At 63.2% G+C, this 14570-nt stretch carries 8 protein-coding genes; 4 read left to right on the top strand and 4 right to left on the bottom strand.

Going from position 1 to position 14570, the window contains the following annotated elements; all coding sequences use genetic code 11:
* Positions 1-79: 79 nt before the first annotated feature.
* Positions 80-1108 (bottom strand): sensor histidine kinase, encoded by a 1029-nt coding sequence (locus tag EC912_RS08185; protein WP_132142676.1) that lies wholly within the window; start codon positions 1106-1108, stop codon positions 80-82.
* A 167-nt stretch (positions 1109-1275) separates the two neighbouring features.
* On the opposite strand from EC912_RS08185, the gene EC912_RS08180 reads away from it, so the two are divergent.
* The 3 genes from EC912_RS08180 to pbpC all read left to right on the top strand — a co-directional run bounded on the left by EC912_RS08180 (position 1276) and on the right by pbpC (position 11097).
* Positions 1276-2460, top strand: a complete 1185-nt coding sequence (locus EC912_RS08180) for a GAF domain-containing sensor histidine kinase (RefSeq protein WP_132142674.1) — start codon at positions 1276-1278, stop codon at positions 2458-2460.
* Positions 2461-2610: 150 nt separating this feature from the next.
* Positions 2611-8667, top strand: a complete 6057-nt coding sequence (locus EC912_RS08175) for an alpha-2-macroglobulin (protein WP_132142672.1) — start codon at positions 2611-2613, stop codon at positions 8665-8667.
* Positions 8668-8715: 48 nt separating this feature from the next.
* On the top strand, positions 8716-11097 hold the full coding sequence (gene pbpC / locus EC912_RS08170; protein WP_132142670.1) for a penicillin-binding protein 1C: 2382 nt from the start codon (positions 8716-8718) through the stop codon (positions 11095-11097).
* 3 nt (positions 11098-11100) lie between these two features.
* Here the strand turns inward: pbpC and dmeF are convergent, their stop codons facing one another.
* On the bottom strand, positions 11101-12033 hold the full coding sequence (gene dmeF / locus EC912_RS08165) for a CDF family Co(II)/Ni(II) efflux transporter DmeF (protein WP_132142668.1): 933 nt from the start codon (positions 12031-12033) through the stop codon (positions 11101-11103).
* Positions 12034-12068: 35 nt separating this feature from the next.
* Here dmeF and EC912_RS08160 point away from each other — a divergent pair, with 35 nt between their 5' ends.
* Positions 12069-12359: a metal/formaldehyde-sensitive transcriptional repressor gene (locus EC912_RS08160; RefSeq protein ID WP_243649192.1), complete on the top strand. Its 291-nt coding sequence runs from the start codon at positions 12069-12071 to the stop codon at positions 12357-12359.
* A 262-nt stretch (positions 12360-12621) separates the two neighbouring features.
* Here the strand turns inward: EC912_RS08160 and fabV are convergent, their stop codons facing one another.
* Positions 12622-13827 carry an enoyl-ACP reductase FabV gene (gene fabV / locus EC912_RS08155; RefSeq protein WP_132142664.1) on the bottom strand — a complete coding sequence of 402 codons (1206 nt, stop codon included), beginning with the start codon at positions 13825-13827 and terminating at the stop codon, positions 12622-12624.
* 31 nt (positions 13828-13858) lie between these two features.
* On the bottom strand, positions 13859-14491 hold the full coding sequence (locus tag EC912_RS08150; protein ID WP_132142662.1) for an NUDIX domain-containing protein: 633 nt from the start codon (positions 14489-14491) through the stop codon (positions 13859-13861).
* Between the last annotated feature and the right edge of the window lie 79 nt (positions 14492-14570).

Raw genomic sequence — 14570 nt, 5'->3', positions numbered from 1 at the left:
ATGGGTTGCATTGATCGAGCGGCGTGCGGCTTCCCTCGCCGGACGAGATGATGCGCCAACGTGGGTGAATGGCGCGCACTCAGGCGCGGCGGCGTTCGCTCCGATCCTGGCGCCCGGTACGGATGGGAGCCTCGAACGTGCATTCGAGGCCGTCGCTCGCGAAGGTGACGACAGCGGTGCCGCCGACCTGACCGGCCAGGACGCGTTCGATGAATCGCGTACCGAAACCGCGTTGGGCCGGCGTGACGACGACGGGGCCCCCATGCTCTTTCCAGTTCACGGTCAGGCGGGGAGGATTCTGGGTATCGTCGATGGTCCAGAGCATCGTGACCGTTCCCGCGCTGTTGGACAGCGCACCGTATTTCGCCGCGTTGGTGAACAGCTCATGGACGGCCATGGCGACGGAGACGGCGGTTTCGGGACGGAGCATCAGGTTCGGCCCGTCGGCGAAGATGCGATCGTTGCCGGGGTCGTGGGGCGCGACGGCCGACTCGATAATCCGGCGCAACGGCACGTCGTTCCATGCTTTCGATACCAGCAGGTCGTGCGCGCTGGCCAGCGACCGGACGCGCGCGTCGAAAATGGCCAGCGATTCCGCCGTCGTGCGCTCGCCGTGGAAGGTCTGGTTCGCCATCGCCTGGACGATGGCCAGGGTGTTCTTCACCCGGTGGTTCAGTTCGTTGATCAGGATGCGCTGCGCACGTTGCGCCTCGCGGTGACCTGTCACGTCCACGCAACTACCCATGTAGCCGGCGAACGCGCCATCGCGATAAAAAGGCGCGCCGTTGTCCAGCAGCCAGACGAACTCCCCATCGGCACGGTGCAGGCGATATTCCATGGAGAACGGCTGACGTGCGTCGAACGCGTTGGTATAGATTTCGACGCAGCGCTCCAGGTCGTCGGGATGGACCCCGTCCGCCCACCCGAAACCGAGTTCGGATGCCATGGACCGTCCGGTGAATGCCAGCCAGGAAAGATTGAACCAGTCGCACAATTTGTCCGGCCCGGAGCGCCAGATCATTACCGGCGCGAAATCGGCCAGTTCGCGGAATTCGCGATCGCCCATTTCAGCGGCCCGCAATATGGGACTGGCGGTATCTTCGGTCATCGATTCACCCTTCCAGGGTCGCCCCGCATCCGTAGCGGGCGCCGGAGTTCTATCCTAGCGCCCCTACGTGGCCCGTGCACGACGAATAACGCGATCATTGCGACACCGTGACATGGTCCACCAAACCGGTATGCTGGCGCCCATCGAAAAGGGGTGAATCCAGGGTCATGGAGCCGGGTATAGCGCGGGACATCGACGCGATTGCGCGCATAGCCGCAGTGCCGACGATTCTCGAAGTCGTTACACATACGACAGGTATGCGTTTTGCCGCGGTGGCTCGCGTCACCGACTACTCCTGGGTAGCTTGCGCCGTGCGGGATGGCATCGATTTCGGACTGAAGCCAGGTGGCGAGCTCGGGCTCGAGTCCACGATCTGCAACGAGATACGCCAGCACCACCAGCCGGTCATCTTCGGTCACGCGAGCGCGACGCCCCAGTTCGCCGGTCATCCGACACCGAAGATGTATGGATTCGAGAGCTACGTCTCAATTCCCATCATTCGCACGGACGGCAGTTTCTTCGGCACGCTGTGCGCGCTCGATCCCCTGCCGGCCCCGCTCGACGATCCGAATATCCTGAAGACGCTTACGTTGCTGGCCCAGCTGATCGGTGCCCAGCTGGATCTGGAAGACCGTCTGGAAGCCAGCGACAGCGCACTTGCCGATGCCCATGCCGTGGCGACCCTGCGCGAGCAGTTCATCGCCGTGGTGGGACACGACCTGCGCAGTCCGTTGCATGCGATCCGGCTGGGTGCGGAGTCGCTGGAAGCGATGCCCCTGGATGCGCGCATGCGTCGTACGGTTGGCCTCATGCGTCGCAGTTGCGACCGCATGTCGGACCTCATCGACAATGTTCTGGATTTTGCCCGCGGCCGTCTGGGCGGGGGTATTCCACTCGCGCTGCGGGCTTGCGACAGCCTCGCGGACGATATGCGGCAGGTGATCGAAGAGGTTCGTACCACTCACCCGGCGCGTGCGCTCGACGTTCGCATCGCCATCGAGCGTCCGGTGACCTGCGATCCGCGACGCGTGGCGCAGTTGCTGGCCAATCTGCTCAACAACGCGATGTCGCATGGCGACCGCGAGCTGCCCGTGGTCGTCGAAGCCGGCTCGATGCAGGGGGTTTTTCACCTGACCGTATCCAACGGTGGTCAGCCGATTCCATCCCACACGATGGCGCGGATTTTCCAGCCGTTTTCTCGTGTGGGGTCCGGCCAACCCAAGCCGGGTCTGGGCCTGGGTCTGTACATTGCTTCCGAGATCGCGCGTGCGCACGGCGGCACGCTCGTCGGCTTGTCCGATACGAAGCAGACCTCCTTTACCTTCCGGTTGCCAGGCGGCCCGGTGAACTGAACTGCCCCGGCTATGTCAGAATCCCGCCGTTACCCGGCCATGGTGTACTGGCAGGCTTTCATGGGGAATGTGTTTCTTATGTCTCGCTCGCGGTCAGACCGTCGGGCGGCGTAGGAGCATCAAAACAACTGGCAAGGATCGAAACGGATTATGGATCTGCTGCGCTTTATCGCCCTGCTTCCCGTGCGCTTCATGCGCGGTCTCCTCTGGTTGCTGGCGCGAGTGCTTCGCCCGGTTTTCGGCCAGATGTCGTGGAATGCTCCGGCCTGGGTACCCGCCGCGGGGAACGAGGTGCGGCGTCATCCGCTACGCGTTTCCGGCATCATCGCCGCGGCCTTCGTGCTGATCGTCGGCGGCTGGTTCGGCTGGCACTGGTATCAGAACCGGCCGAAGGCACCCGAGCCGAACCGGATCACGTTCAGTGCGCCGGCGCCCGCGCCCAGCGCCTACGACCAGACGCCGGTCGTCATCCATCCGTTGGTCGTCCGGTTCTCCGGTTCGGCCGCACGCATCGAGAGCCTGCAGAAGCCCGTCACCGACGGCATCGTGATGAATCCGAAGCTCGCCGGTCAGTGGACCTGGGAGAACGACCGGACGCTGAAGTTCGTGCCTGCCGAAGACTGGCCGGTAGGCCGTCATGTCGAAGTCTCGTTCGATAAGGCGAAGGTCTTCGCACCGGCGCTGCTGCTGGCCGACGATCACTTCACTTTCGACACCGCCCCGTTCACGGCAAGCATCCAGCACGGCGAGTTCTACCAGGATCCCGAAAACCCGACGATGAAGAAAACCATCGTCCAGGTCGCTTTCAATTACCCGGTCGATGCGGCGCAATTCGAAAAGCGCGTGCATGTCCGGATGCTCGACAAGGACAAGAAGCCGGCGGGCGACCTGAAGTTCAGCGTCACCTATGACGAGCGCCGCCTCAACGCCTTCGTCCACTCCCAGCCACTGGAGCTGCCGCGCGACGACGGCTCCGTAGGCTTGCTGGTCGATTCGGGCGCGCGCAGTGCGCGCGGCGGCGACGGTACCGGCAAGGACATCGAAACGTCGGTCCACGTGCCGGGTCTGTATAGCCTCGGTATCGACGAGATTTCCGCCACGCTGGTCGACAACGCACGATTCGAGCCCGAGCAGGTGCTGGTGCTCAACGTGACCGGCGCGGTCAGCGACAACGAGCTGGCCAAACGTATCCACGGCTGGATTCTTCCGCAGGACGGTCCCAAGGGATCGGGCGAGAACCGCGACACGCCCTATGCCTGGTCGACGAGCGAGATCGGCGAAGACCTGCTGCGCAAGGCCACACCGCTGAAGCTCGATGTCGTCCCGACCGAGAACGCGTACGCGCAGATGCAGAGCTTCCGCTACCAGGCCAAGCCGGGGCAGCGGATCTACGTTCGCGTCGACAAGGGCCTGGCATCGTTCGGCGGCTACATCATGGCCAAGCCGCGCGTCGAAACGCTAACCGTGCCCGACTATCCCAAGCTGCTTCGTTTCATGGCCGACGGCTCGCTGCTGTCGATGAGCGGCTCGAAGCGTATCTCCGTCGTGTCCCGCAACATGCCGGGCATGACGCTCGAGATTGGCCGCGTCCAGCCAGATCAGTTACAGCATCTCGTTTCGTTGAATGGCGGCAGCACGACCCGGCCGCATATGTACGGCCTGACGTCGGACCATATCGTCGACCGTTTCGTGCAGAAGATTCCGTTCCCGGCGGACGATCCGGGCAAAGCCCATTACGAGGGCGTCGATCTCGGCAAGTATCTGGCGTCGGGCAAGCGCGGCGTGTTCCTGCTGCGTCTGACGGGCTACGACGAAAAGGCGGAGAAGAAAGCCGCCGCCGAGAAAGAAAAGGCAGCGCGCGCACTGGCTGCGCAGCAGGCAGGCGGGACGCCGGAGGAAGCGGCTGCCTCGGTCGACGACAACTCGCAGGCCGACAGCAATGCGGAAGGCGATAGCGAAAGCGAAGGCGGAGAAAGCGATTCTTCGGCTTCCGAGTGGCCGACGGACGACCGGCTTGTCGTCATTACCGACCTGGGCGTGCTCGCCAAGCGGTCGATCGACGGAAGCCAGGATGTCTTCGTTCAGTCCATTCGTACCGGCTCGCCGGTAGCGGGTGCCACGGTAACGGTCATCGCGAAGAACGGCAGCACGCTGTTCACGCAGACCACGGGCGCCGACGGCATGGTGCACTTCGCCAGCCTGAAGGGTTTCGATCAGGAAAAAACACCTGAGATGTACGTGGTTCGCCAGGGCGAGGATCTGTCCTTCCTGCCCATCGGCGCGTACGACCGTGTGCTGGATTACTCCCGCTTCGATATCGGCGGCGAACCCAACGCGCGCAGCCAGGGTCAGCTTTCGGCGTATCTGTTCTCCGACCGCGGCATCTATCGCCCGGGCGACCTGTTCCATATCGGCATGATCGTGCGTGCATCCACCTGGACGCGCAGCGTGGCCGGTATGCCGCTGGTAGCCGGCATTGTCGATCCGCGCGGTACCGAAGTGCGTCAGCAACCGGTCTCCATGGATGCGTCGGGTTTCGCCGAACTCAGCTATACCCCGGCCGAAACCGCGCCCACCGGCAACTGGACGGTGAATCTGTACATCGCCAAGGACGGTAAAGCCGGTGCACAGATCGGCAGCACCACCGTGCAGGTGAAGGAGTTCCAGCCCGACCGCATGAAGGTCGTGGCACGGCTCTCCGATCAGGTAACCGAAGGCTGGGTCCATCCCGCCGATCTGAAAGCCGTGGTCGATGTGCAGAACCTGTTCGGCACGCCGGCCGCCGACAGGCGCGTCGAAGGTTCGTTGACGCTGCGCCCGGCATTCCCCGCGTTCCGCAGTTATCGCGACTACCACTTCTACGACATCCGTCGCGCGAAGGAAGGCTTCGAGGAATCGTTGGAAGACGCGAAGACCGACGATAAGGGTCACGCGGAATTCAAGCTCGACCTGACGAAGTATGCCGACGCCACCTATCAGCTCTACTTCCTCGCCAAGGCCTACGAGGCCGAGGGTGGGCGTGGCGTTGCCGCGGCCACGCAGGGCATGGTGTCGTCGAACGACTGGCTGGTGGGTTATCGCGCCGTCGACAATCTCGAGTACGTGACGCGCGATGCGAAGCGTATCGTCAACCTGATCGCCATCGATCCGAAAGCGAAGAAGATCGACCTGAAGGGCCTGAAACAGGCCATCGTCGAGACGCGTTACGTGTCGGTGCTGACGAAGCAGGATTCGGGCGTCTTCAAGTACGAATCCAAAGCGCGCGAAACCACGGTCAACGAAACGGACCTGACGATTCCCGCCGCGGGACTCGATGTCACGCTGCCGACCGACAAGCCGGGCAACTTCGCGCTGGTCGTGAAGAACGCCGCGGGCAAGGAAGTCAATCGTGTTGCGTACTCGGTTGCCGGCGAAGGCAACGTCTCGCGCTCGCTGGAACGTAACGCCGAACTGCAGCTGACGCTTTCGAAGAAGGACTACGCTCCGGGCGAAACGGTGGACATCGCGGTCCGCGCGCCGTATGCGGGCAGCGGTCTGATCACCATCGAACGCGACAAGGTCTACGCGCACGCCTGGTTCCATGCCGATTCGACCAGCTCGGTCCAGCACATCGCCGTGCCTGCCGACTTCGAAGGCAATGGCTACATCAACGTCCAGTACATCCGCGATCCGTCGTCCGACGAAATCTTCATGAGCCCGTTGAGCTTCGGCGTCGTGCCGTTCTCGGTGGATCGCGATGCGCGCCGGAACGGTATCTCGGTCGAGTCGCCCGCGCTGGTGAAACCCGGCGACGAAGTGACCTTCCATCTGACCGCGCCGACGCCGACCCGCATGGTGGTGTTCGCGGTGGATGAGGGCATCCTGCAGGTCGCGCGCTACAAGCTCGGCGATCCGCTCGACTACTTCTTCCGCAAGCGCATGCTCGAAGTCGGTACCTCGCAGATCCTCGATCTCATCATTCCCGATATCGAAAAGGTGATGTCGATGGCCGCGCCCGGTGGCGACGCCGACGGCGGTATCGGTCGCCAGCTCAATCCGTTCAAGCGCAAGCGCGACAAGCCGGTGGCTTACTGGTCCGGCATCGTGGATGTCGACGGCAGCAAGGACCTGACCTACCGCGTGCCCGACTATTTCAACGGCAAGCTGCGGGTCATGGCCATCAGTGTGTCACCCGACAAGATCGGAACGTTCGAAGGATCGACCACGGTACGCGGCGACTTCGTCCTGTCGCCGAACGTGCCGACCACGGTCGCGCCGGGCGACGAAGTCGAAGTAAGTGTCGGTGTGGCCAACAACCTGACGGGACTTGGCGGTAAGGAAGTTCCGGTCAACATCCAGCTGAAGACTGGCCCGCAATTGCAGATCGTCGGCGATGCGTCGCAGAAACTGAGCCTTGGCGAAATGCGCGAAGGTGTCGCGATATTCCGCGTGCGCGCCACCGACACGCTGGGTTCCGGCAACTTCACGTTCACCGCCAGCTACGGCGACAAGAGCGCGAAACAGAGCATCGATCTTTCGGTGCGGCCGGCTTCGCCGCTGCGTACAGAGCTGGCTTTCGGCAGCGTCGACGCCCACGGCAAAACCGACGTGGCCGATCTGCGTTCGATGTACGACGCCTATGCGCGCCGCGATGTCTCGTTCTCCACGGTTCCCGTGGTGCTGGCGCGCGGCCTGGCGGCGTACCTTGTCGATTTCCAGCACTACTGCACGGAGCAGGTCATTTCCAGCGCGATGCCTGCGCTGGTGCTCGGCAAGCGTCCCGAGTTCGGTCACGTGAAGCCGGCATTGGTCATGGACGGTGCTGCCCCGGCAGGCGATCCGATCGCGAACTTGTTCGACACGCTGCATGCGCGCCAGAACGGGCAGGGCGGTTTCGGTCTGTGGACGGCGACGCCCGACACCGACGTATTCGTCACCGACTATGCGACGCATTACCTGATCGAAGCCCGCGACCGCGGCGTGGCCGTGCCGCAGGACATGCTCGAAGCGGCGAACGGCGCGTTGCACCAGATCGCGGCGGACGATACCGGCGACAACCTGGACGCATTGCGCGAACGTGCCTATGCGATCTATCTGCTGACGCGCCAGGGCAATGTCACCACCAACGATCTGGCATCCGTACAGCGTCGTCTCGACGAAGTGGCTCCGAAAGAATGGCACGACGATCTCGCGGCCGGCTGGCTAGCGGCCTCGTACAAGCTGTTGCACCAGGATCCGCAGGCGACGACGTTGATCGCTGGTTTGCAGAAGCGGTTAGTGCGCTCTGCAACGGATGAAGATTACAGCTACGACGAGTACTACGATCCGGTCATTCGCGACGCCACGACGCTTTACCTGCTGGCTAAGCACTTCCCCGACCGGGCGAAGGCGCTGCCGCCGCAGGCCATGAAGAACCTCCTCGCTCCGCTCAGCAAGGGTCGCTACAACACCTTGTCGTCCGGCATGATCATCCTTGCGCTCGACGCATGGGCGACCGAGACGGGCGGCGATGTGTCGAAGCTTGCGATCAACGAAGTGGCGGCCAACGGCACGCTGAAGCCCATCGCCGCACCTGTCGGCGTCACGCAGCAGGGTCACTGGTCCGGTTCCGCGGCGCGTCTGCGTCTGGTCAACGATGCCGACACCACCGCGTGGTACGGCGTGGCACAGACCGGTTACGACCGCGCCTCGCCGACGAAGCCGATCAAGCAGGGCATCGAAGTCGTGCGCGATTACACCGACACGAACGGCAAGTCGCTGGACAAGGTCACCGTCGGTCAGGAAATCGACGTCCATGTGCGCATCCGCGCCACGGGCGATAGCGATGTGCTGAACGTCGCGATCACCGACCTTCTGCCGGGCGGCTTCGAACCGGTTATCACGCCGCCGCCCGTTGCCGACGAAACACAGGTCGCCAGCGATTCGTCCGCGGACGCGTCGGATAGCGAAAATGCGGATTCGTCGGAAGCCGATGAAACACCCGCCTGGCGTTCGCCTATCGGCCAGCCGGGTTCCACCTGGACACCCAACTACGCCGACGTACGCGAGGATCGCGTGGTGATCTATGGGTACGCGACACACGACGTCCAGGAATTCATTTACCGGATCAAGGCAACCAACGCCGGTCGATTCATCGTACCGCCGGCGTTCGGCGAGTCGCTGTACGACCGGAGCATCCAGGCACGGTCGATCGGCGGCACGTACCTCAACGTGGAGCGCAAGCAGTAACGCGAGCGGCGCGTCGCATCGTGCGACGCGCCGCCGGTTGTCCTCGCCATGATCTCGCTTCGACAGTTTATTCAACGCCTGCGCCGGGTCCGATGGCATAACACGTTGGTGGCGGTGCTCCTCATCGTCGCCATTCCCGTCGGTTTCCGCGTGTGGCCGCACGATCCGCTGAGATCGTGGTTGCCGTCGTCCACGGCTGTCTATGATGCCGACGGTCGACTGCTGCGTCTGACGCTGGCGAGCGATCAGCGGTATCGGTTGTGGGTTCCGCTTCGGGACATTTCGTCCGCCGTCACCGATGGCGTTCTGCTGCATGAGGATCGCTGGTTCTACTGGCACCCCGGTTTCAATGCCTTTGGGCTGCTGCGCGGCGCGTGGGTAACCTATGTACGTGGGGGTCATCCGCAGGGTGGCTCGACGATCACGATGCAGCTCGCCCGCTTGTTGTGGAAGCTGGATACGCGGAGTCCACGCGGCAAGATCGTGCAGATCGCGCGCGCGGTGCAGCTGGAGCTTTATTACTCCAAGCGCGACATCCTGGAGGCGTATCTCAACGACGCGCCGTACGGTCGCAACGTGGAAGGCGTCGGTGCGGCAAGCCTCGCGTACTTCGGCAAATCGCCGGATCGGCTCAGCCTTCCCGAGGCACTGACCCTTGCTGTCATTCCGCAGGACCCGTCGCGCCGGCTGCAGGCCGACGCGACATCCGGCGACGCCGTGATCGACCAATGGCTGGCGGCATCGCGCAATCGCCTGTTCGCGCGCTGGGTTTCACGCCATCCGGAAGACAAATCCGCGCAGCCACTCTTCGATCTGCCGTTGCGCCTGCGTTCCCTTTCGCGCCTGCCCTTCGAAGCGCCTCACTTCGTCGAGCAGATTCTCGCCGCGCGGCGTCTGGAAGGCGGCGGCGACATGCGCGTCACGACGACGCTGGACCTGCGTCTGCAACACAGCCTCGAACGTCAGGTGCGCCAGTATGTGGAACACGCCGGCGACCGGGGCATCCGCAACGCCGCCGCACTGCTGATCGATACGCGGGACATGGGCGTAAAGGCCATGGTGGGATCGGCCGACTATTTCGATTCTTCCATCGCAGGGCAGGTCAACGGTACGCTGGCCAAGCGTTCGCCGGGATCGACGCTGAAGCCTTTCATCTATGCGTTGGGTTTCGATCAGGGCGTTCTGCACCCGCAGACCGTGCTGCGCGATGTGCCGACCGCGTTCGGTCCCTACACACCGGAAAATTTCGACGGCCACTTCCTCGGTCCGGTAACGGCGACGCAGGCGCTGATCCGCAGCCGCAATATTCCCGCGGTCTATGTCGCGTCGCGTCTGGCCAGTCCGAATCTGTATCAGTTCCTTCGCGATGCCGGTGTCAGCCGCATGGCGAGCGAATCGCACTACGGTCTCGCGCTGGTACTTGGCGGTGGCGAAGTGACGATGCAGGAACTGGGCGGCCTTTACGCCATGCTGGCCAATCGCGGCAGCCTGAAGCCGCTGCGCATGCTCGCAAGCGAGCCGCAGACCTCGGGTACCCGGGTGCTTAGCGACGAAGCGACCTTCATGACCATGGACATGCTCCGGCAGAATCCACGGCCCGACGATGCTATCGCCGCTCAGTCGTCGCGCCTGCCCATCTACTGGAAAACCGGCACATCGTGGAGTTTCCGCGACGCGTGGACCGCGGGCAGCTTCGGGCCCTACGTACTCGTGATCTGGATCGGCAACTTCGACGGCAGCGGCAATCCCGCCTTCGTCGGCGTCGAGGCGGCGGCCCCGCTTTTCTTTCGCATCGCCGACGCCTTGCGCGCGGAACGCCCCGGACTCGCCGAGCCCATACGGCGCAATCCCGCCAACCTGCGCCGCGTTTCCATCTGCCTCGCCAGCGGCGATCTGCCCAACGCATGGTGTCCGCAGCTGGGCACGACCTGGTTCATCCCAGGCAAATCGCCGATCAAGGTAAGCACCGTGCACAGGCCGGTAGTTATCGACTCGGCGACAGGCAAGCCCGCGTGTCCGCCTTTCGATCCGGCGCATACCCGCACCGAAGTCTACGAATACTGGCCATCGGATCTGCAACGCGTCTTCGCGCAGGCGGGCATGGCGCGCCGTACGCCGCCACCACTGCCGGACTGTCAGGGCGGTGCACAGTTCGCCGGCGATCCTCCACGCATCACATCGCCGGTGCGCGGCACCACATACACCATGCGCGCGTCGCGTATCGGCGAGGAACGCATCGCGTTCACCGCGACCACGGACGCAAGCAGCCGCCAGCTTTACTGGTTCGTCGACAATGCGTATCTGGGGAGCGCGCCGACCGGCCAGTCGCTGATGTGGCAGCCGGAGCGCACCGGTAAGTTCGTCGTTCGCGTTGTCGACGATCAGGGCCGCAGCGATTCGCGACCGCTGTCGATTGCGGCGGATTTGTAGCGCTTAGGGCTTGGCCACTTCGACGGTCACGTGCGCCAGTTCCTCATGGATGGCAAGCTGTCGACGGACGTCTTCCGCGGATACCGGTGTGCTCGATACCAGTCCGAGGATGCACGCGTAGCTGCCGCGTCCCACTCGCCATACGTGCAAGTCGCTGATGGCCGCTTGCGGGAACTGTTCGTCGATGACATCGCGCACCTCTTGCACGACCGGATGGTCCATCTCGGCATCGAGAAGTATTTTTCCCGATTCGCGCAGTAGCGAGAATGCCCAGCGGGCGACCAGGATCGAACCCACGATACCCATCACGGGATCCAGCCACGAGGCGCCGTAGAACTTACCGCCGATAAGCGCGACGATCGCAAGCACCGACGTCGCCGCATCGGCGATGACGTGGATATAGGCCGACCGGAGGTTTACGTCATGGTGGTGGTGACCGCCATGATGAGCGTGACCATGGTCATGCCCGTGATCGTGGTGATGGTCGTCCTTCAACAGCCATGCGCACAGAAGATTCACGCCAAGGCCGATAGCGGCGATGACGATGGCTTCGTTGTAGTAGATGGCGCTGGGCGAGAACAGACGTTCGATGGACTGATACATCATCAGCGCCGCGACGACGCCGAGCAGCATGGCACTGCTGAAGCCGCCGAGTATTTCTATTTTCCAGGTGCCAAAGGCAAAACGACGATCGGTCGCGTAGCGTCTCGCCAGTACGTACGCCAGCAGCGACAACCCCATCGCCAGTGCATGGGAGCTCATGTGCCAGCCGTCGGCCAGCAACGCCATGGAGTTCAGCAGATAGCCGCCGACGATCTCCACCACCATCATCACAGCGGTGATCAGCACGACGCGCTTGGTGTTGCGTTCGGCGTGCGCATTCACCTCGTTGAAGTGATGGCTGTGGGTGTAGGGCGACACATCGAGGGCGGGCATGGCTGGTCACTCCGTTATATACTCCCCCATAGTATATGACCGAAGGTAAGGCCGCCATGTCGCATATTCACGGAGACCGGAAGAAGCTCATCTCGAGAGTCCGCCGGATCGGCGGACAGATGGCCTCCCTTGAGCGGGCCATTGAGGGCGATGCGGAGTGCGGAGCCGTGTTGCAGCAACTCGCCGCCGTGCGGGGAGCCGTCAACGGCTTGATCCTGCAGGTCATGGAGGGGCATCTGGTGTCGCATGTCGCCGATAGCGGCAATCCGCAGCAGCTGAGCGAGCTGGAGCCTGTGCTGGCTGTGCTGAAGAGTTACCTGAAGTAATCGATCGCTTGCGATCGATGCCGTGACGATACGGACGTCCGGCACGGGGCGGAATACCGCCTCACGCTACCATTTTCCTCGCCGTCGCCCCGGCGTCCGCAGCGACCACGCGGGGGCAAGTCCGGACGCCGACGTTCGGCTTGAAAGCGATCATCGCCGTCGCGAGAACCGACCGCTTCGCCGCAGGTTCCGGCGTACGCCGGAACGACGGTGAGGGGTGGAGGCGGTTCGAAAGTCGGCTGGCTGACTATTCCGCCGCGCCTCAGAGCTCGACAACGTCGAAGTGCACATTCGGTTCGACGTCCACGTCGTAATCCACATCGCTGCGAGCGAACCCGAACAAGCGCAGGAAGTCGGACTTGTAACCGGCGTAGTCGGTCAGCTGCGACAGATTTTCCGTATTCACCGTGGGCCACATGGCCTTGCAGGCTTCCTGCACGTCGTCGCGCAGCTCCCAGTCGTCCAGGCGCAGGCGGCCTTCGTCGTCGGTCTTCGGCGCCGCACCGTCCTGACGATACAGGGCGTCATGGAACAGGCGGTTGATCTGCTCGATGGTGCCTTCGTGGATGCCTTTCTCTTTCATGATGCGGAACACCATGGATACGTAAAGCGGAATGACCGGAATAGCCGCGCTGGCCTGAGTCACCACCGACTTCATCACGCCGACATAGGCTTCCAGTCCCTGCGCAGCGTAACGCGTGCGCAATGCCTGCGCGGTGTTGTCCAGGTGCTGCTTGGCTTTGCCCAGCGTGCCGTGCCAGTAGATCGGCCAGGTGATTTCCGTACCTACGTAGCTGTAAGCAACGGTCTTGGCATGCTCGGCCAGCACGCCAGCCTTGCTCAGCGCGTCGATCCACAGGGCCCAGTCCTCGCCACCCATCACGGTGACGGTGTCCTTGATCTCTTGCTCCGTCGCCGGCTCGACCGACACCTGGACGACCGTGTCGCGATTGGTATCGACCGAAGACGCGGTGAACGTTTCGCCGATCGTCTTCAGCGAGGAACGAACGACTTCACCGGAATCCGGCAGTTTGCGCACCGGCGATGCCAGCGAATAGACGACGAGGTCGATGGGGCCACCCATCTCCTGCTGGATCAGTTCGATCGCGCGGGCGCGGGTCTCGTGCGAGAACGCGTCGCCGTTGATCGACTTGCTGTACAGACCCGCCTGCTTGGCGAACTTGTCGAAGGCAGACGAGTTGTACCAGCCGGCCGTGCCGGTCTTGGTCTCGCTGGAGGGTTTTTCGAAAAACACGCCCAGCGTCGCCGCGCCGTACCCGAAGGCCGCCGTGATCCGCGATGCCAGCCCATAGCCCGTAGAGGCACCGATCACCAGTACGCGCTTGGGGCCCGAAGCCGCGTCGCCGCTGGCCTTGGTGATGCCGATTTGCTCCAGCACGTTTTTCTCGCAGCCGGTGGGATGCGCGGTGATGCAGATGAAGCCACGAACCTTGGGATGGATGATCACGAAACGCTCCTACGCGACAAGACCCCGAATTCTAATCGGCGTGGGCATCAAATGCTGCCTCCCGGGACGTTTCGCCGGCGGTCGCGAACAAATGAAGCGCGGCGTACTGCAGCAACATGATGGTTTTACCGTCCTCGATCTCGCCCGTTCCGATCATTGCCATGGCATCGTCGAACGGAAGTTCGAGCACCTCGATGTCCTCGCCTTCGGCCTCAAGGCCGCCGCCTTCGCCGATCTTCGAGGCGGCATCGTATTCGGCGACGAAGAAGAACAATTTCTCCGTTACAGAGCCCGGACTCATGAACGCCTCGAAGACCCGCCTGACCGTTCCCACCCGATAGCCCGTTTCTTCCTCCACTTCCGCGCGGATCCGCTCTTCGGGAGTGGCCATGTCGAGCAGTCCCGCGGGCGCTTCTATCAACATGCCGTGGTGGCCGGTGACATAGGCGGGGAGGCGAAACTGGCGCGTGAGAACGACCCGGCGCCGCGAAGGCTGATACAGCAGCAGGGTGGCGCCATTGCCGCGATCGTAGGTTTCCCGCTGCTGGCGCTGCCAGGTGCCATCGGCCCTTCGCAGGTCGAACACCGTCTTTTTAAGCAGGGACCAATCGTCCGATAGCACCTTGCTTTCGATGACCCGGACACGCCCGTCGGCTTCACTCATGACTCGCTCGCTGTAGACAAACACAGGCCGGGACCGTATCGTGCAGTTTCGTGCAATGTCAATGGATTTCGTGCAAACC

This window comes from Luteibacter rhizovicinus (assembly GCF_004342265.1).
Lineage (GTDB): Bacteria > Pseudomonadota > Gammaproteobacteria > Xanthomonadales > Rhodanobacteraceae > Luteibacter > Luteibacter rhizovicinus_B.
Note: the sequence above shows the minus strand (reverse complement) of the source record. Positions and strands in the feature narration are given on the sequence as shown.

Bases quoted from the DNA above. Each gene is read 5' to 3' on its own strand.
- EC912_RS08185 (WP_132142676.1), bottom strand. From the start codon at position 1,108: ATGACCGAAGATACCGCCAGTCCCATATTGCGGGCCGCTGAAATGGGC.
- EC912_RS08180 (WP_132142674.1), top strand. From the start codon at position 1,276: ATGGAGCCGGGTATAGCGCGGGACATCGACGCGATTGCGCGCATAGCC.
- EC912_RS08175 (WP_132142672.1), top strand. From the start codon at position 2,611: ATGGATCTGCTGCGCTTTATCGCCCTGCTTCCCGTGCGCTTCATGCGC.
- pbpC (WP_132142670.1), top strand. From the start codon at position 8,716: ATGATCTCGCTTCGACAGTTTATTCAACGCCTGCGCCGGGTCCGATGG.
- dmeF (WP_132142668.1), bottom strand. From the start codon at position 12,033: ATGCCCGCCCTCGATGTGTCGCCCTACACCCACAGCCATCACTTCAAC.
- EC912_RS08160 (WP_243649192.1), top strand. From the start codon at position 12,069: ATGACCGAAGGTAAGGCCGCCATGTCGCATATTCACGGAGACCGGAAG.
- EC912_RS08150 (WP_132142662.1), bottom strand. From the start codon at position 14,491: ATGAGTGAAGCCGACGGGCGTGTCCGGGTCATCGAAAGCAAGGTGCTA.